Genomic DNA, 17931 nt, shown 5'->3' with positions numbered 1-17931 from the left:
CCTCCTCCGGTCCAGATACCACATTCGGCGCAGTCAGTCCAAACCGGTCGGCGTTTCCGCCCCTCGTCCGGGCGCGCTAGTCCTCCGGTAGTGCGAAGACCACGACGGAGGAGCTGTTGACCGGCGGCAGCGCCAGTTCCGGCGTCACCTGCGGAAGACCGAAGGCCAGCGGATTGCCGGCACCCGTGACGATGGCGACGTACTGCTTGCCGTCGACGGCATAGGTGATGGGCGAGGCGTTGGGCACGCCTGCCACGCCGCTCTGCCACAGCAGGTCGCCGGTGGCCTGGTCGTATGCCTTGACCTTGCGGTCCATCGATCCGGTGAACAGCACGTCCCCGGCCGTCGCTAGCACCCCCATGTTGTAGGGCGCACGCTGGCGCACTTCCCAGCGGACTTTGCCCGCCTGCATGTCGATCGCCTGCAGCAGGCCGTAGTTCCCGTCGCCGTCGGGCGGGGGCATGTATTCGATGTTCACGCCGGTGGTCAGGAACCCGGTCTTCGAAGGGACCATGTCCATGCACACGTCGCGCGCGCTGACGTAGAGCAGGCCGGTCTCCTGCACGAACGCCGTGGGGCTCCAGTTGCGCCCGCCGCCGGCGTGCGGGCAGACAGCCACGGCGCCCTTGTCCGCGCCGGGGATCTTCTCCGGCTTCACGTGCTTGTCGCCGGTCACCGGATCGATCGATTCGATGAAGTCCTGCAGTCCCATGTCGACCGTCTTGACGTACTTGCCGGTGGCCAGTTCGAGCGCGTCGAACAGCCCTTCCTTGCCGCCGGTCATCACCACGCGGGTTGGGTTACCGTTCACGTCCAGAGTGCCGATCACCCGGTCGAACACCCAGTCGAGATCGTACTGGTCGTTCTTCATGTGCTGGAAGTACCAGGCCAGCTTGCCGGTACGCGGCTCGAACGCCAGCGTGGAGTTGGTGTAGAGCCCGTCGTTGTTCATGCCGGGCTTGCGGTCGCGCAGCGGGCCGGTGTCGTACGTCTGGGCCACGCCCCAGAGCGCGAGGCCGGTCTCGGCGTCGTAAGTGCCGGACGTCCAGACCGATCCGCCGTGGCGCTTGTCCTGCGGCAAGCCGTTCCAGGTGTCCCCTTCGGGCGTGCCGGGCGAAGGAATGGTGTTGAAGGTCCACAGCCGCTTGCCGGTCTCGGCATCCAGCCCGACGATGATCGATCCGCCGGTCTTCTGCGTCGTCAGGCCCTGCATGACCACGCCGTCGGCCACCAGCGGGCCGCCGGGATTGCGGAACTCGGGATCGTCGATGATCTCGCTGTCCCACACCAGCTTGCCGGTGCGCGCGTCGAGCGCGACCATGTGCAGGTCGCTCGTCGCGGCGAACAGCTTGTCGCCATAGAGCGCCAGCGTCTTCTTGGAGGTGAGCGCCGTGTCCTTCGGCAGGTCGCGGGTGTAGCGCCACAGCAGGTGGCCGTCGGCCGCGTCGAAGGCGAAGACCTCGTCGCCATAGCCGAACACGTAGAGCACCCCGTCGCGCACGAGCGGCTCGGCCATGTTGGGCCCGGCCGGCAGGGCCTGAGACCAGGCAACGGTCAGGTTCTTGACGCTGCGCTTGTCGATCTGGGTCAGCGGCGAGAAGCCGAGCCCCTGGTGGCTGCGCCGCCAGCTCAGCCAGTTCTCCGGCGCCGGCGTCTGCAGCATCGCTTCGGTCACCGGGGTGTAGCTGGCGAAGCGGTCGGGCGCCTTGGGCCAGGGCGGGTTGGGGTAGCGCTTGGAAAGGCCGCCGATCCCGCCCACGTCCGGCTGACCTTCGCTGGCCAGCGGGAACTGCGTGCGGATCATCACCGGGGAATTGGGCGCCAGCGCATCCTGCGCCGTGATACCGTTGCGCGACAGGATCAGCTGGGTCAGCGCGGCGTAAGCATCGTCGGGCAAGCTGCGAGCATTGCCGGGCGGCATGGCGCTGCGGATGTATTCGAACAGCGCTTGCGCGTTCTTGCCGGCCCACTTGGCCTTGAACGCCTCGTCGGAGAGCGACTGGGCGAATTGGCCGCCGTCGAGGTTGTCCCCGTGGCAGGAGGCGCACTGGGCGGCATAGATGTCCGCGGCCTGTGCCACTTGCTTGCGCACCGGCTCCGGCGCGTCGCTCTGGGCCAGCGCGGCGGCGCCGAGCGCGGCGCAGCCCGCGACGGAAAGGAGGAGCGGCAAGCGCCGCCCTTTGAACGACACTGCCATCACTCCTCCCAATCGGTCTTTCGTCTTCTTGCTTGTTACTTGGCCAGCTGGATGCCGAGCGGCTTCGCCACCCGCTGCTCCCACATCTGGCGATAGAGCGCGATCTTCTCCGCGCTAAGCCACGGGCCCTTGCCCGAGCCGTCCGCATCGAGGATCATCGCCTCGCTCGGCCCCAGTTCGGCTATGGTGGGCCAGGTCGCCAGACCGGACCCGTTCGGGTTGCCGGTCCGGGCGAAGTTCACCCAGTATTGCGAGATTTGGTCCGCCAGGGCTTCTTCCCGCGCGTTGCCGGCCATCAGCTTGACCGAGCTGCCCGCGGGATAAGTGCGCGGGGCGGCCAGGTTGTCGAACACGTACGGGATTTCCGCGGTGTGTCCGGCGCCGAGGTCCGGCCGCTCCGGATCGAACGGCGGTTCGTGCGTGAAGAAGTAGAACCAGGCGTTCTCGCCGGCTTTCGCCTGCAGATCGGCGAACAGGCGCATGTGCCAGGCCAGCGTGTCGGAGAACGGCATGCTGGCGATCGCCGCCGCTTCTGCGTCCGTGCTGGCCGGATAGGCCGCGCGGCCCAGCTCGGCGAGATCGCCCCAACGCTGCGCAGCGCCATTGTTCCACGTTTCCAGCGTCGTCGGCGGGCCGAAGCTGCGCGTGAAGGAGCCTTCGTCCGCGTTCGAGCCGACGAGCACGTCGACCTTGTTCTGCCGGCCTTCGGCGAAGACCTTGGAGAGGTCGTCGCGGATGATGTGGCCGTCCACGATCATGCCCTGGCCGCGCAGCTTGGCGACTTCGCTCGGCGGAAGCTGGCGCAGTTCGGCGAGAGACGTCTTGCCGAAAGCCTTCTCCGCCGCTTCCAGCGTGCGCTTCTCCATGTCATCGCGCTTCGGCATCAGGCCGATGCCGAGGCCCATCCAGCCGCCGCTCTGGGCGATAGCCCGCTCGAACGTGCCTGCCGCGCCCGCTGCGCCGACCAGCCCGGCGTTCATCGCCGCACCGGCGCTTTCGCCGAACAGGGTGATGTTGTCGGGGTCGCCGCCGAACTGGGCAACGTTGGCCTTGAGCCACTTGAACGCCGCGATCGCGTCGCCGAGTGCCTGGTTGCCCGAGGCGCCGACCGGTTCTTCCGCGGTCAGCTCAGGGTGCGAGAGGAAGCCGAACGGCCCTACGCGGTAGTTGAGCGTGACCATGACCACGCCCTTGGCGGCCAGGTTGTCGCCTTCGCTGAAGGGCGCGTTGCCGCCGCCTTCGTTGTAGGCGCCGCCATAGAGCCAGACCATGACCGGCAGCTTCTCGCCGGCGACCTTGGCGGGCGTCCAAATATTGAGGTTGAGGCAGTCTTCCGACATGCCGGTGAAGTTTTCCGGAATGTCGGTCGCCGAATTCGGCGGGAAACGCTCCGGCGCAGGTGGCTGGACGCAGACGTCGCCGTACTGCGTCGCGTCGCGCACGCCGGTCCAGGAAGCGGGCTGCTGCGGCAGGCGCCAGCGCAGTTCGCCGACGGGCGGGGCGGCGAAGGGAATGCCCTTGAACACCGTGACGCCCTGCACTTTGCCCGGCGCGCCCTGGACGAGACCCTGCTGGGTCCGAACCGGGGCGAGCAAGCCGGTGGAGGCGGTTGCGGCGGCGGCGGGCCGGTCAGCCGAAGCTGCCGGCTCCACGCTTCCGGCCGTGGCGCAGGCCGAAAGGGCCAGCGCCAGCGGCAGGGCGGCTGCGGTTGCCCGCAAGCGCGTTGCGATCACTGAACGCCCCCGGGCGCCCCGCGTTCGTCCGATTCATGGGCGCCGACACCGCTGGTCGTCAGCCCGCGCTCGCTGCGCGAGGAGTTGATGTAGTTGCGCACCTGCACGTTGCCTTCGTGGCAGGCGTACTCGAAGAAGCCGTATTCCTCGTCACGCGTCCACGGCAGGCGTGCGGTCCACGGCGCGGTGAAGACCTTGGGGTCGGAGTAGGTCATCTCGTAGATGATCGAATCGTCGCCGGTCATCGTGATCCGCTCGACCACCTTGGCCGCATCGCTGGTCGGGATGGTGTTGTTCGGCGGAACGCCCATCGTCGCCATGTTGAGCGGCGAAGGGCCGCGCGCGAGGCGATCGCCGACGACGCTGTCGCCGGCCTTGATGTTGGTCGTCTCGATCACGAGCGTGTTCTCGTCATCCCAGTAGCCGAGCGACTGGCCCATCCAGGTGCGCACTTCGGCCGGCCAGCGGGTCTTCTGCAGCTCCGCCCACTGTGCCTTCGGCACCACGCGGACGATGCGCGAATCGTGGATCATCTCCAGCTCGATCGTCACGTAGCCGGGCGCCTGGTGGAGGCGGATGCCGTTGTTGTAGCGGAACGGCAGCATCGAAGCCGGGAAGCCGCGGGTGACGCAGCGGTCCCAGGTGTCGAAGTCGCTGACCCAGTCGAAAGGCTGGCCGTTGACCCAGCTGGAGCGGCCGGCCTTGTACATCGTCTGGCCGTATTCGGTGAACGCCGGCAGCTTGCCGCTCGGCGGATCGACCAGCAGCGCGGTCTGGGCGCCCGACACGTCGGATTCGACCCAGTGGCCCATGCCGATCTTGCCCTGCTCTTCTTCTTCCTTGTAGCGCTCAGCGGAGGCGTTCGCCTGCTCGGCACGCTGGGCCAGCTCTTCAGCCGTCAGGTAGAACCGGTTGCCGTAGCGGTCGTTGCGCTCGAAGAAGATGCTGGCGATGTTGTCGATCGGCCAGGTGCCGGTGAAGTCGGGATCGCCCCAGGCGGTCTTCTTCGGCTGGTAATCGTCCGGCACGGGCTGCAGCACGGTCGGGTCGGCGGGCGCCTGCTGAGCGATCGCGGCGCTGCCGAGAGCCGCCGTGGCGAGCAGCACCGAAGCTGCCGCCAGGCGAAGCGTTGTCTTATGGGATTTCATTGGGAGCCCTCCCTCTCTTGCGCGCGTTCGGCGCGCGATGCTGTGATGTAGTTGCGGATCTGTACGTTGCCTTCGTGGCAGGCGTATTCGAAGATCTGGAAATCGTCGTCGCGCTGCCAGTCGAGGCGGGCGGACCACGGCGCGGTGAACACCACCGGATCGGTCCAGGTGAAGTCGTAGACGATCGAGTTGGGCCCGGTCATCGTGAACGTTTCGACCAGCTTGGCTTCGGCGCTGACCGGCGTGTCGTTCGCCGGGGGCGATCCGGTCGTGCCGATGTTGGTGGCCGAAGGGCCGGGCATGAAGTTGGTCGTTTCGACCACCAGCGTGTTGCCGTTCTCCCACCGGCCGCGGCTTTCGCCGAGCCAGTGCTGGATCTGCCGCGGGATCGGCGGGCTGCCGTCGGTCGGGATCAGGCGCGTCTCGTGCACCATCTCCATCTGCAGGGCGACGAGGCCCGGCGACTGAAAGATGCGCATGCCGTTGTTGTACATGAACGGCATCATCGACGCGGGTAGGCCGCGCGTGATGCAGCGGTCCCAGCTGTCGAAGTCGGTCACCCAGTCGAACAACTGCCCCTGGCGCCAGCTCGATTGCATCGCGGCGGAGCGGCGCTTGCCTTCGGGCGTGTACTCCGGCAGCCGCCCGTTGGCCGGGCTGACGATCCAGCTCGTGCGGCGGTTCGCGGCGGCGACTTCGGCCCAGTGGCCGATGCCCATCTTGCCTTGCGTGTCCTCGTTCTCGTAGCGCTTCTCGAGCTCGGCGACCATTTCCTCCCGTTCGGCGAACTCCTCGTCCGTCAGGAAGATGCGATTGCCGTGCGCGGGATCGCGTTGCAGCGGCGTGCGGCCGTTCAGGTGATCGATCGGCCAGCCGCCGCGGAAGTCCGGCTCGCCCCATTCGGTCATCGCCGGCTTGTAGCCGTTCTGCGCCGGCGGCAGCACCGTCAGGTCGACGTCTTGCGCCAGGGCCGGGATGCTGCTCGCCGAGCAGCAGGCGAGCGCCAGCGCCGCGATAGTGCCGCGCGCGATCACTGGCCGGCTCCCGTCGGCAAGGCGAACGCGACGTAGCGGTTGGCGCCCGGCTTCGGCTGTCCGAGGCGTGGAGCGAACAGGCCGTCACCGCCCACTGGGAAGACGACGTACTGCTTGCCGCCGGCCTCGTAGACCGCCGGCACGCCTTCGCTCGCCGCGTCGAGCTGGTGCTCCCACAGCACGGCGCCGGTGTCGGCGTCGCGCGCGCGGACCTTGCGGTCGGACGAAGTGCCGATGAAGATCAGGCCGCCTGCCGTCGCCACGGGGCCGCCGCGCGGAGCCGTGCTGCCGGTGTTGCGGATGCCCTTCTCGGCCAGCATCATGACTTCGCCGTTCGGGACCTGCCAGATGATCTCGCCGCTCTCCATGTCGTAGCCGGTCAGCGTGGACCAGGGCGGGTTGATCGCCGGCAGCCCGTTCGACTGAAGCATGAAGTCGACGGCTTCCTTGTACGGCATCACGTCGCCGCCGCTGTTGGGCATCGCCTCCAGCGCTTCGGGCCGCTTGTCGAGCGTCAGCTTGTTGAGAACCGGGATCTGCTTGGAGTTCACGTAGAAGCGCTTGCGGACCGGATCGACGGCCGATCCGCCCCAGTTCGTGCCGCCGTTGTGCCCCGGCATGCCGATCGAGCCCTGCAGGCTCGGCGGGGTGAACTCGCCGTCGTTGCGGACCGTCTTGAACAGCTCGCGCAGCTTGGCCTGGTCGGCTTCCGGAATGTGCGGATTGATCATGTCCTCGGTGAAGGTCATGCGCGCATAGGGCTTGGGCCAGGTCGGGAACGGCTGCGTCGGGGACGCTTCCTCGCCCGGCACGTCGGAGGCCGGAACGGGGCGCTCCTCGATCGGCCAGATCGGCTCGCCGGTGCGGCGGTCGAACACGAAGACATAGCCGTGCTTCACCGCCTGGATCAGGATCGGCACGTCCTCGCCGTCCTTGCGGATCGTCATCAGTTTCGGCGCCTGCGGAAGGTCGAGGTCCCAGAGATCGTGGTGGATCGTCTGGAAGTGCCAGACGCGCTCGCCCGTCTCCGCATTCAGCGCGACGATCGAGTTGCCGAACAGGTTGTCGCCCTTACGGTTGCCGCCGTAGAAGTCGTAACGGGCCGTGCCGGTGGGGATGAAGACCAGGCCGAGCTCTTCGTCGACGGTCGATTCGGACCAGTTGTGCACGCCGCCATAGTTGTGGCGGTCCGGCGTCTCGGGCCACGTATCGTAGCCGAACTCGCCCTTCTGCGGAACCATGTTGAAGGCCCACTTCATGGCGCCGGTGCGCACGTCGTAGGCGTGGATGTTGGCCGGCGCGGACGCGAAGTCGTAAGCCGCCGCCGGCAGCGAGACGATGATCGTATCCTTGTAGATGCGGCCGGGGTTGCTGGTCTGCAGCGGCCGGATCGCGCTGGTGTCGCCCGGCAGGCCGACGCGGATGTCGACTTTGCTGTCGGCGCCGAAAGTGGCGATCGGTTCGCCGTTGGCGGCGTTGATCGCGCGCAGCATGCCGTCGTTGATCACGAACAGGCGGCGGTCGGTTCCGTCGGCGCTCTGCCAGTAGTTGATCCCGCGGGTGCCCAGGCGGCCTTCGTACTCGCGGCTCCACAGCTCTCGGCCGGTCGCCGGATCGAGCGCGGCGAGCGTGCTCGTTCCCTTCAGCACGATCAGCATGTTGCCGACCTTGATCGGGTTGAACGACGGGGCGGCCCCCGGTCCGGTCTCGTAAGTCCAGGCGACTTCGAGCTGGCTCACATTGGCTTTGTTGATCTGGTCCAGCGAGGAATACTGCGACGACTCCGCGCCGCCGAGATAGGAATCCCACCCGGTGTAGTCATAGCTTGCTACGGTCGGCACTGCCGACTTGGCCGCGAGCGAGCCCCCCGGTGCGGTGGTGCAGGCGGACGCCAGCAAGGCGGCGGCGCACGCGGCAACGAGGCCGGCGGTGCGGCGCGATTGGAAACGGCGGTACTCGGAAATTGCCCCAGGCAGTCTTGTCACATGCATTCTCCCAGCCCTCAGCCTAGCCGAGATTTGTCGGCGACAACAAGGCCGGAAAATGCGTTAGATTGACAATATCCGAAAAATTATTCTGTCAGACCCTAGTTCAGCTTTCTTCCGGGGCTTGCGCGGGTGGGGCGAGTTCGCGCGGATGATCGCCGAACTGATCGAAGATCGTCGAAGTCGTCATGGCGCCCGACGCGTCGAGGGTGAGCGTGACATTGTCCATGGTGCGGTTCTGCCAATACCACCCGTGGATGCCGGTGAACGGCGCGGTGTAGATGCCGCTCTGGGCCGGCGCCTTAGTGATTGCGTAGCTTTCCGTCAGTTCTTCGCCGCCTTCGAACGGATGGGCGTGCATGTCGAAGTCGATCGGCCCGGTGGCGGTCCAGGCGAAGCGCATCTGCTCGCCTTCCTTCAGGGTGTACTTGAACTCGGTCGATTCGAACGGGGCGAGCTCGATGGTGTAGCGGTCCTGCGGATTGGCTACGGTGCCGCCGGGCAGCTCTGCCAGCACGCCTTCGCGCTTGGCCCCGCGGATCTGCTCCTCGTTCATCCCCTCGGTCGACAGCACCTCAAGGCCGAGCGCGCGGCCGAGGCCGGTCGGGTCTTTGCCGAACTCCGCCGGCAGCACGAACACGAGCACGATCGCCGCCGCCGCGAGCAGGGCGGCGCCGCCCCAGATCAGCGGCTTGGTGCGCGAGGGCCGGGGAGCGGTTTGGGGTTCGTTCATTCCTGCATCCATCCTGCAATCTGATATGCGGTGAGGGCGAGCCCCGCCGCGACCAGCGCGACGTTGGCGTATCGCGCGCCGGCGGTAAAGCTTGCCGACTTGCGCCAGACGTTGAGCGCCGAGACGACGATCGCGAGCACGATCACCTGGCCGACCTCGACGCCGATGTTGAAGCCGACCAGGTTGACCAGCAGGCCTTCCTCGGAAAGCGCCAGGTCCTGCAGCTTGGTCGCCAGGCCCATCCCGTGGAACAGGCCGAACACCAGCACCGCCAGGCGCGGGTCGATCAGGACGCCGATGCGGCGGAAGCCGCCGAGGTTCTCGACCGCCTTGTAGACGACCGACAAGCCGATGATAGCGTCGATCAGGTAAGGGTTGGCGCCGGTGCGGAGCAGGACTCCGCCCATCAGCGTCAGCGAATGGCCGATGGTGAACATGGAGACGTAGATCACCACGTCCCGCAGCCGGAAAAGGTAGAACACCACGCCGATCAGGAACAGCACGTGGTCGTACCCGGTGACCATGTGCTTGGCCCCTAGGTACAGAAACGGGATGAAAGCCGGCCCGTCGATCCCCTGAACGGCGGCCCGGTCCGCCTCCGACACGTCGTGCGCCAGCGCTGGGCCGGCGACGAGGGCGAGCCCGGCGACCAGCACCAGCGGCCACAGGCGGGCCGCAGTGGTCAAAGCATCATTGCTGCGAGGCATTGGCCGCGGCCGCCTGCTCTTCGGGCAGGTAGGCCTGGTGGCAGGCGGTGCAGACGTTGTACATCGTGCCGCCGACTTCGAACACGGCCTCGCTGTCGCGGTTGGCGGCGGCCTCTTCGGCCTTCTGGCCGACTTCCACCAGCGCCCTGGAGAACTCGATCCAATCCGCGCCGCGCCCCTCGGCATAGACCGGGGTCATCAGCAGGTTGCCCATTTCAGTGATCGTCGCCGCAGCGGTGCGGGTGGCCTGCCAGCCTTCGTCGGTCGTCGGCGTCAGGTCGTGCTCGCCGGTCTCGTCCATCACATAGCCGGCCGAATTCCAGAACACTTCCGCCGTCGGCTGGACCACTTGCGCCATCAACTGCTGTGCGCTGTGGGCCTTGAGATACCGCGGTTCGCCGGTCGCGCCCTGCTCGCCGCCCTCGGAGCCGTTGCACCCGGCCAGCGCCACGGCCATTGCGAACAAAGTCAAACTCGAAGCGCGGACGGTCATCTCTTTCCCCAATTCTGCCGGCTGCTGTCGGCGGGCTGGCGATCATATTCAACTGCGCTTCATCGCGCGTCAACCATTGTGCGATTGACATCGGCGGCGACGGCAATAGCTAGGCCGCAGGTCCAGAGTTTTGGACAGAATCAACAAACGGGAGCGAATCACGGTGACCAAGGCAGCAAGCAAGCGCAAATTCCTGACCCCGGCACTCGCGGCCGTGGCGCTGGTCGGCGGCCTCGCGGCAGGCAGCGCCGGCTTCTCGCGCGCCAATGCCGAGGATCCCGCGGTGAATACCGACGCCGCGCGCGAAATGTTCCACAGCTGGTCCTGCAGCGCCTGCCATGCGCTGGCCGACGCGGACGCATCGGGCGGTGTAGGCCCGACGCTCGACAACCCGAAGCTCACCCGCGAGCTGGTCATCGACCGCATCTCCAACGGCCAGGGCGCTATGCCCAGCTTCGGTGGGCAAATCCCCGACGAGGAAATCGCCCTGCTGGCGGACTACATCGTCTCCGCCAACAAAACGGCCGAGTAAACCGCTCCTCTTAAATCCTCCCCCTCTGGGGGAGGGGGACCGTCGAAGACGGTGGAGGGGGCTGGCCTGGAGGAACGGTTGAGCCAGGCCGCGCCCCCCCCCCGTCATCGCTACGCGATGCCACCTCCCCCAGAGGGGGAGGATTTTGGTTTGCGCAAATCCTCCTCAGAGGGGGAGGATTTGGTCATTTCAGTTCCCGGAACGACGGGCCTGTGCCGTGCGGCTGTTCGGCCCGACTTGCGCGAAGTAATTGGTCACCCCGTCCGGATCGTTGAGCCAGACGGTGATCAGGTCGAACCCTCCGAGCTTGTTGAGCGGGGTCTCCACCGCGATCCCGCGCGCTTTCGCCTTCGCATCGGCCAAAGGCGCATCGCTCACCACATATTGGATCCCCGCGCTGCCGTTGTCGGCCGGCAGGTTGTCGCCCGTGTCGTAGAGGTAGATCGTCGTCTCACCGTGGCGGTAGGGGTACTTGGTGATCCCGAGCAGCTTGTCGGTCACCGGCGGAAGTTCGTCCAGGCCCACGAACTCGCGGTAGAACGCGCGGCTCTCCTCCAGGTTCGAAGCGTTGATGCCGACGCCCACACCGTCGTTGGAACCGTCCTTCGCGCCCGGCTTGACGACGATCTGGATCGGGAAGCCGCCGGGATCGGTCACTAGCGCCGCCTCGGTGCCGTCGCCCTGGGCGACGAACTGCGGTGCGGGGAGGCCGGCGGCGGTGAACCGTGCTGCCACGGTCGCTTTGTCGGGATAAGTCAGTGTGAAGAACCGGATGCCGGTGCCGCCCTTGACCCCGCCTTCCATGTTGTACTTGCGGTTGCCCTGCTGGCCGGCCGAAAGCTTGATCTGGCCGCTACCCACGCCGGTCAGGATCATCTGCTGCGAGGACGTGAGCTGGATCGGGCTCAGCGACCGGAGCGCCAGCGCCTCGGTATAGAACGCGATCATCTGCTCCGTCATTCCGCGCGGGAAGCGCCGGAACACGTTCATCGAATCCTGCGCGAACAGATCGCGGGTGGAGCTCGTGAGCTGCTCCTGCGTCAGCTCACCGGGCTTGTAAGCGAGATCGCTGTTCACCTGCATCACAGCCCCTTCGGGCGTGGTGACAGTGTTCGATTGGGCGGCGGCGCAGCTCGCCAGCGCGATGCTGGCGGCGCCGACCGCGATTGTAGCGAAGCGTCCCATATGTCTCTCTCCCATGCCTGCGGCCTTCATTCGGGCAGCGCGAACGCTACCAGCGATTCGTTGTTCAGCGGCTTGCCGTCCGGTCCGCGCGGGGGCGGTCCGGCGAACGAAGAGCCCGAAGCGAGCACCGCAACATACTGCTTCCCGTCCTTGCCGCGATAGGTGATCGGCACGGTCATCGGCGCGTATTCGAGCTCTTTCTGCCACAGGATCTCGCCGCTCGCCGCGTCGAACGCGCGCAAGCGGCGATCGGAGGTGGCGCCGATGAAGACCAGCCCGCCGGCGGTGACGATCGGGCCGCCGAAGGTGTTGTTGGCGCCGGTCTCCTGCTTCCCTTCGGGCAAGTCCTCGGTGATGCCGAGGCGCTTCGACCAGAGGATCTCGCCGGTGTTGCCGTCGACGGCATGCAGGCGCCCCCATGGCGGGCGGATGCAGGGCAAGTTGACGGTGCGCCCATCCTCCGTCTTGAAGCTGGCCGAGAACGACGAGTATGCGCCCGGCCCGACCAGGCTGCCGCGATCGTAAAGCTGGTTCGAGTCCGCCGTGCCGCGGCCGTAGTCGCCCTTCGGATCGCGCTTCTCGATCCAGCCGATGCTGCCGCTTTCGCTGGTGTTGACGAAGACGATGCCCCTGGCGGGGTCCACCGCGCTGCCGCCCCAGTTGGACCCGCCGTTGTGCGGCAGGTTGATCGACGCCCGCGGGGGATCGCCGGGCTCGTGCAGGAAGAACGGCGTGAACGGGCCGGCGTTGAAGAACGTGCCGCCGTAGCTGTCCAGCAAGGCGCGGCAGGCGGCGGCATGTTCCGGCGTGGTGTCCTGCGCCGACACGATGTCCTCCGGGTTCCAGTGCATGCGGGAGAGCGGCGCGGGCTTCACCGGTATCGGCTGGGTCGGCGAGTACCATTCGCCCGGCACGTCCGCGCTAGCGACGAAGTGCTCGTTGACGCCGTGGACCGGTTCGCCGGTTTCCCGGTTGAGGATGTACATCAGGCCGGGCTTGCCGGTCAGGGCGAGGGCGGGGACGCGCTTGCCCTCCACCGTGACGTCGAACAGCACCGGCGGGGCCGGCAGGTCCCAGTCCCACAAGTCGTGGTGGATCGTCTGGAAGTGCCACTTGTACTTGCCGGTCTGCGCGTCGACCGCGACCAGCGAGTTGCCGAACAGGTTGGCGCCGGGCCGGTCGCCGCCATAGTAGTTCGGCGAAGGGCTGCCGATGGTCATGTAAAGCGTGTCGGTCGCGGGATCGGCGGTGGTGTACCATATCCACATGTTGGTGCCGGAACGGTCCTTCCAGCCGTCGTCCAGCCAGGTCTCGTGGCCGACTTCGCCCGGCTGGGCGACGGAGTTGAACTCCCACAGCTTCTTGCCGGTGCGCGCGTCGTAGGCGCGGGTGTTGCCGGCGGGGCCGCGCGGCATTTCGGCGTTGCTGGCGCCAATCATCATGACGTTGCCGAAGATCGTCGGCGGGTAGCCGTAAGGCGTGCCCTCGATCTCGGCGCTGCCGTCTCCGGCGAAGGACGTGTCGAGCGCGCCGGTCGCAGGGTCGAGCGCGACAAGCGCGGAACCGATCGAGTAGAACAGGCGCGGCCCGATCGTACCGTCACCGGGCCAGTAGCTCACCGCCCTGCGCACGAGCCCGCCCTGCACCGGGTGCCGCCACAGCTCCTTGCCGGTGTGCGCCTCGAGAGCCACCACCGCGTTGCCCAGAGGGGTGTACATCACACCGTCGATCACGATCGGCACCGTGCCGCCGAGCAGGCCCGCTCCGCCGTCCGGCCGCAGGCGGTAGCTCCAGGCCTGCTCGAGCTGCGCCACGTTGCCGGTGTCGATCTCGTCCAGCGGGGAGAAGCGCGTACCGCCCAGGTCGCGCGCGTAACGTGGCCAGTCGCCCGGCGCAGGCGTTTCCCCGCCCCCTTGCGCAAGTGCGGCGGCGGGCAGCACCAGCGCGGTCAGGATCGTGGTGAGGCGGCTTCGTCGCATGCGTGTTTCTCCCTCCGCAATGTGCCGTACGCTAGCTGCCTCGCGCCCATGACGCAAGATAGTTCATAAGCTAATGGTTTTTGAATGAACCATTATCGCAGTGGGACCCGTTGCGGCGTGTGATCGTTCAACAACTCGGACAGGGCTGGGGATTGCCATTGCGGGATGCCGCGAGTTTTACCGAGCGGAAGCATCGGCCGAAGTGGGGGACGCTCCTGCTCGTCGGCCTGCTTCACGTGGCGGTACTGGCCGGACTGGTGCGCGCCTTCGCGCCCGATCTGCCGCGGGCCGTGGCCGAGCAGGCGGCCTCGCTGGTCACGGTTACCGTCTTCACACCGCCGCCGCCTCCGCCGGAGCCGCGCGCCGATCCGGCGCCGCACGAAGGCGCGGCCGGCGAGCAAGGCCGCCGGGCCACGCCGCGCGAGGTGACCGCGCCCCCTGTGCCGCGCCCCGTGACCCTGCCCGCCCCGCGCGTGCGGTCCACAGGCACGGCCAACACCTCGGGCGCGGCCGAGCGGGGGCAAGGCAGCGGCGCCGGCGGCGAGGGGGAGGGCACCGGCAGCGGCCGCTCCGGCAGCGGCACCGGCGGCGGGGTCCCGGCCGCCCCGCCGGTGAAGATCGCGGGCAATATCGATGACAGCGACATCGACGATTTCCCGGTGCCGCCCGGCGGCCGGGAGAGCCGCATAGGGCAGTCGGTGATCGTGGCGATGACCGTGGGAACCGATGGCCGGGCGACGAACTGTCGTGTCGCGAAGCCAAGCAACGACCCCGCCGCCGACCGGCTCGTGTGCCAGCTTGCCGTCGAGCGTTTCCGCTTTAGACCGGCGACGGACGCGAACGGAAACCCGGTGCCGGCGACTTATGGCTGGCGGCAGGATTTCTTTCGAAGGGAATGACATGAGCAAGATCGTACCCGTGATTCTTTGCGGCGGCAGCGGCACCCGGCTCTGGCCCCGCAGCCGCAAGACCAAGCCGAAGCCGTTCCTGCCGCTGATCGGGGAGCGCACGATGTTCGAGGCGACGCTTGGCCGCTGCGCTGATGCCGCGCAGTTCGCGCCGCCGGTAGTCGTGACCGGCACGGACCACCTCGAGCATGTCGAGGACCAGAGCAAGGCCGCGCCGGGAGCCACCGTGATTGTGGAGCCGCAGGCGAAGAACACCGCCGCGGCGATCGCTCTCGCCGCAGCACGGCTGCCGCAGGACGCGGTCATGCTGGTCTGCCCGAGCGATCACCATATTGCCGACGAGCAGGCCTTCCGCGCCGCCGCGGCCGCCGCCGCCCGGCTCGCCGCCGAGGACTGGCTGGTGGCTTTCGGCATTACCGCGACGGCGCCGGAGACCGGCTATGGCTACATCAGGCGCGGCGAAGCGCTGCAGGGCGGGTATCGCGTGGAGAGCTTCGTCGAGAAGCCCGACCTCGACCGCGCGCGCCAGTTCCTGGCCGACGGCAACTACAGCTGGAACGGCGGCATCTTCGCCTTTCGCGCGGGCAATTTCCTCGAAGAACTTGCCCGCCACCGGCCGGCGCTCGCCGCAGCGGTGCAGGCCGCCGTTGCGGGGGGCCGGGAGGACGGCGCGCGGTTCCACCCCGATGCCGCCGCGTTCGCCGCGATCGTGAGCGAGTCGGTCGACTATGCGGTAATGGAGCAGACCGGCCGGGCGGCGATGGTGCCGGCTTCGATGGGCTGGTCGGACATCGGCAGCTGGGCCGCCCTGCGCGATGCCACCGACGGCGACCACGACGGCAACTCCGTCCGCGGCCGCGCCGAGCTGGTCGATTGCCGCGGTGTCCTGGTCGACAGCGACGGGCCGCGCGTGTCGGTCATCGGCCTCCAGGACGTGGCGATCGTCGTCGACGGCGACGAGGTCCTGGTGACCTCGATGGAAGGGGCGCAGAAAGTCGGCAAGCTCGGCGGCGCGGCGAACCAGTAGCGGCCTCCGCTCGCCCCAGCGGAAATTGCGCCTGGGGCGAGATGGATCCTGAAACAAGTTCAGGATGACGAGATTTTCGAGGCCTGCCCCTACCCCCATCGTCACCCTGAACTCGTTTCAGGGCCCATGCGGCAGCCGTGCGCAGGCGCCGACTCGCGCGCACCGGCAGCCCACATCCACATTCAGCCTTGCAGAAGAGGATCTATCCTAGCTTTTGCTGATAAGCTCCGCGGCGCGAGCGACTGCGCGCATGATGTCGTCCTTGCTGTAAGGCTTCGTCAGCACGCCGCAGGGCGGGGCGAGCGACATGCGTTCCAGCGCGTCGCCGTAGCCGGTGGCATAGCAGTAGGGGACGCCGGCGTTCGTCAGCACTTCGGCCACGGCTTCGCTCGTCTCGTTGCCGAGGTTGAAGTCGAGCAGCGCGAAATCGGGCATCTGCTTCTCGATTTGCGCAAGCGCGGCGGCGACGTTGCCGGCCACGGCGACATCGTCGATGCCGCCTTGAATCAGCGTCTCTTCCGCATCAAGGGCGATGAGCATGCTGTCTTCCACCAGCAGCACGCGCCGCACCGGATTGGGCGCGGCATCGGCACCTGTCGGAACCGCCCTGGCCGGGTCACCCAGATCGTTGTTCAAGATGGCGCATCCCCCTGATTGCGACACGGCGGATCTGCGGTTATCGCAGTTCACCGTCCGGGTCCAAATCGACAAGACCTCGTTTCGTTCCACAGACTTACGAACTTTCCACACCAGCCGGAGGACTACGCCATGATCGCCCAGACCATCCAGCTCGCGCTCACGCCCGTGTTCGTGCTGGTGGCGATCGGCAATATCATGAACCTGCTGTCGACGCGTCTCGGCAGAGTCGTCGACCGTTCACGGCTGTTGCAGGAACGTTACGCCACGACTTCGGGGACGGAGCACGACGAGATCGTGCGCGAGATCCGCCTGGTCGACCGGCGCATCCACCTGATCGGCCGGGCGATCCTGCTGATGGTGCTGGCCGCCTTGGGCATCGGCATCGTGGTCGTCCTGCTGTTCGTGGAGGAGTTCGCCGCGATCAACCTGCGGCCGTTCGTCGCGGCGGTGTTCATCGCCGCGCTGTCGCTGCTGATGGCCTCGCTGCTGCACTTCCTGCGCGAGACGCGCGAGGCGACCGCGGTGCTGAGGATCCCGGAAACGTTCCTGGAACTCGGGCGCAAGCTTTAGGCGGCGCCGGGAGGCGCGATCAGCTTCTGGCCCTGCTGCCTGATCGCGCTCTCCAGGACCGGCTGGAGGAAGCCGAGCGCCGGCGGCAGGATCATGTTGAAGACGAGCTGCCCCTCTTCGATCTCGATGTCGCCGCGCAGTTCCTGGCCGAGCGTGCGCACGCTCATGGTCATGACGTCTTCGCTGCGCCAGGCGGTCTCGACCTGGGCCATTCCGCCGGGGATGTGATCGGCGATTTCGTGGCTGCGCGAGCGGAGGCGCTGGCGAACCGTTTCCCGGTCGAGGTCGTGCGGAATGGCCACGCGCATCAGGTCTTCTCCGGTCCGGGTTCTTCGGCTGCGCCGTAGCGGTAATCGAGGTAGCGGGTGCGGATCGCCAGGTCGTCGAGCGCGCCGTCGGCGAGTTGACGTGTCACCGCGTCGATCTCGCCGCTGATCTTGCCGAGGCTTTCGACCAGCTGCTCGTCCGGTGTCGCGCCGACGCGCTTTTCCTTCCGCAGATGGGCGGGGATGCGGCGATAGGCGTCGACCATCTCCGGCAGGTGCTCGCCGACCAGCTTGCGGGTTTCCTGGGCCGCCGGATGCACCGGATCGACCAGCTCCAGCTGCAGCCCGAGAGCATCGAGCTGGGTGCCGATCTTGTCCACCAGGGTGACCGCCGGTGGGGGCAGGGCCGGACGCTGGTGTTCGAGCCACAGCTCCGTCCGCGCGACCATGTTGCGAACGTCGCCGGTGTTGAGATCGGCGCGCCGGGGGACTTTCACCTTCGGGTAGTTGGAAAACAGGAACGTGGCCGCGACGACCGCCAGGAAGGCGATCATGATCCCGGTGAAGCCGATCCCGTCGATGACGATCCCGGCCACGATCGCCGCCAGCACGATCGCCGCGATCGCCCCCGTGATCAGCTTGATCCGGGTCATCAAGTTCCTGCGACGGAGCTCGGCCGAACCGCGCCCGATCGAACCCGAACGGCGGCGGCCACCGGCGCGCTGATCGGCGAGCGACCGCTGCGCCTGAGCCATGATCTGCTGGTGCTGGTGGGATTCGCCGGCCATCAGTTCG

The 17931-nt window shown here is 67.5% G+C and carries 17 protein-coding genes; 4 read left to right on the top strand and 13 right to left on the bottom strand.

From position 1 onward, the window contains the following. Positions 1-76: 76 nt before the first annotated feature. The 8 genes from GRI75_RS11195 to GRI75_RS11160 all read right to left on the bottom strand — a co-directional run bounded on the left by GRI75_RS11195 (position 77) and on the right by GRI75_RS11160 (position 9994). Positions 77-2197, bottom strand: coding sequence for an outer membrane protein assembly factor BamB family protein (locus tag GRI75_RS11195; protein ID WP_160747067.1), 2121 nt, complete (start codon positions 2195-2197; stop codon positions 77-79). A 35-nt stretch (positions 2198-2232) separates the two neighbouring features. Then, complete coding sequence (locus GRI75_RS11190) at positions 2233-3915, bottom strand: carboxylesterase/lipase family protein (RefSeq protein ID WP_160747066.1); 1683 nt, start codon at positions 3913-3915, stop codon at positions 2233-2235. 11 nt (positions 3916-3926) lie between these two features. Beyond that, on the bottom strand, positions 3927-5078 hold the full coding sequence (locus tag GRI75_RS11185; RefSeq protein WP_160747065.1) for a hypothetical protein: 1152 nt from the start codon (positions 5076-5078) through the stop codon (positions 3927-3929). Further along, entirely contained in the window at positions 5075-6112 is a 1038-nt protein-coding gene (locus tag GRI75_RS11180; protein ID WP_160747064.1) for a hypothetical protein, read from the bottom strand. Before GRI75_RS11180 ends, GRI75_RS11185 begins: the two co-directional genes overlap by 4 nt. Next, entirely contained in the window at positions 6109-8097 is a 1989-nt protein-coding gene (locus tag GRI75_RS11175) for a pyrroloquinoline quinone-dependent dehydrogenase (RefSeq protein WP_160747063.1), read from the bottom strand. Before GRI75_RS11175 ends, GRI75_RS11180 begins: the two co-directional genes overlap by 4 nt. 106 nt (positions 8098-8203) lie before the next feature. Beyond that, entirely contained in the window at positions 8204-8830 is a 627-nt protein-coding gene (locus GRI75_RS11170; RefSeq protein WP_202389717.1) for a hypothetical protein, read from the bottom strand. Beyond that, the gene (locus GRI75_RS11165) at positions 8827-9537 is read right to left on the bottom strand and encodes a HupE/UreJ family protein (RefSeq protein WP_160747062.1); all 711 of its coding nucleotides are present in this window, start codon (positions 9535-9537) and stop codon (positions 8827-8829) included. Before GRI75_RS11165 ends, GRI75_RS11170 begins: the two co-directional genes overlap by 4 nt. Next, the gene (locus tag GRI75_RS11160; protein ID WP_160747061.1) at positions 9521-9994 is read right to left on the bottom strand and encodes a hypothetical protein; all 474 of its coding nucleotides are present in this window, start codon (positions 9992-9994) and stop codon (positions 9521-9523) included. Before GRI75_RS11160 ends, GRI75_RS11165 begins: the two co-directional genes overlap by 17 nt. 199 nt (positions 9995-10193) lie before the next feature. Here GRI75_RS11160 and GRI75_RS14775 point away from each other — a divergent pair, with 199 nt between their 5' ends. Continuing rightward, positions 10194-10562 (top strand): c-type cytochrome, encoded by a 369-nt coding sequence (locus GRI75_RS14775; protein ID WP_160747060.1) that lies wholly within the window; start codon positions 10194-10196, stop codon positions 10560-10562. A gap of 189 nt (positions 10563-10751) precedes the next feature. Here the strand turns inward: GRI75_RS14775 and GRI75_RS11150 are convergent, their stop codons facing one another. Beyond that, the gene (locus GRI75_RS11150) at positions 10752-11747 is read right to left on the bottom strand and encodes a VOC family protein (protein ID WP_160747059.1); all 996 of its coding nucleotides are present in this window, start codon (positions 11745-11747) and stop codon (positions 10752-10754) included. Positions 11748-11773: 26 nt separating this feature from the next. Further along, complete coding sequence (locus GRI75_RS11145) at positions 11774-13726, bottom strand: outer membrane protein assembly factor BamB family protein (protein ID WP_160747058.1); 1953 nt, start codon at positions 13724-13726, stop codon at positions 11774-11776. Positions 13727-13845: 119 nt separating this feature from the next. On the opposite strand from GRI75_RS11145, the gene GRI75_RS11140 reads away from it, so the two are divergent. Beyond that, positions 13846-14625, top strand: a complete 780-nt coding sequence (locus GRI75_RS11140; RefSeq protein ID WP_328597975.1) for a TonB family protein — start codon at positions 13846-13848, stop codon at positions 14623-14625. A 1-nt stretch (position 14626) separates the two neighbouring features. After that, the gene (locus GRI75_RS11135; RefSeq protein ID WP_160747057.1) at positions 14627-15661 is read left to right on the top strand and encodes a mannose-1-phosphate guanylyltransferase; all 1035 of its coding nucleotides are present in this window, start codon (positions 14627-14629) and stop codon (positions 15659-15661) included. 207 nt (positions 15662-15868) lie between these two features. Here GRI75_RS11135 and GRI75_RS11130 read toward each other — a convergent pair whose 3' ends face one another. Continuing rightward, the gene (locus tag GRI75_RS11130) at positions 15869-16297 is read right to left on the bottom strand and encodes a response regulator (protein ID WP_160747056.1); all 429 of its coding nucleotides are present in this window, start codon (positions 16295-16297) and stop codon (positions 15869-15871) included. A gap of 132 nt (positions 16298-16429) precedes the next feature. Between GRI75_RS11130 and GRI75_RS11125 the strand changes: the two genes are divergently transcribed. Then, positions 16430-16870, top strand: coding sequence for a DUF2721 domain-containing protein (locus GRI75_RS11125; protein ID WP_160747055.1), 441 nt, complete (start codon positions 16430-16432; stop codon positions 16868-16870). Here the strand turns inward: GRI75_RS11125 and GRI75_RS11120 are convergent. Continuing rightward, the gene (locus GRI75_RS11120) at positions 16867-17178 is read right to left on the bottom strand and encodes a polyhydroxyalkanoic acid system family protein (protein ID WP_160747054.1); all 312 of its coding nucleotides are present in this window, start codon (positions 17176-17178) and stop codon (positions 16867-16869) included. The genes GRI75_RS11125 and GRI75_RS11120 overlap by 4 nt on opposite strands. After that, positions 17178-17924 (bottom strand): hypothetical protein, encoded by a 747-nt coding sequence (locus GRI75_RS11115; RefSeq protein WP_160747053.1) that lies wholly within the window; start codon positions 17922-17924, stop codon positions 17178-17180. The genes GRI75_RS11120 and GRI75_RS11115 overlap by 1 nt, the downstream gene beginning before the upstream one ends. Between the last annotated feature and the right edge of the window lie 7 nt (positions 17925-17931).

This window comes from Croceibacterium soli, assembly GCF_009828065.1.
Lineage (GTDB): Bacteria > Pseudomonadota > Alphaproteobacteria > Sphingomonadales > Sphingomonadaceae > Croceibacterium_B > Croceibacterium_B soli.
The sequence above is the reverse complement of the archived record's forward strand: the minus strand, read 5'-3'. Positions and strand labels throughout refer to the sequence as shown.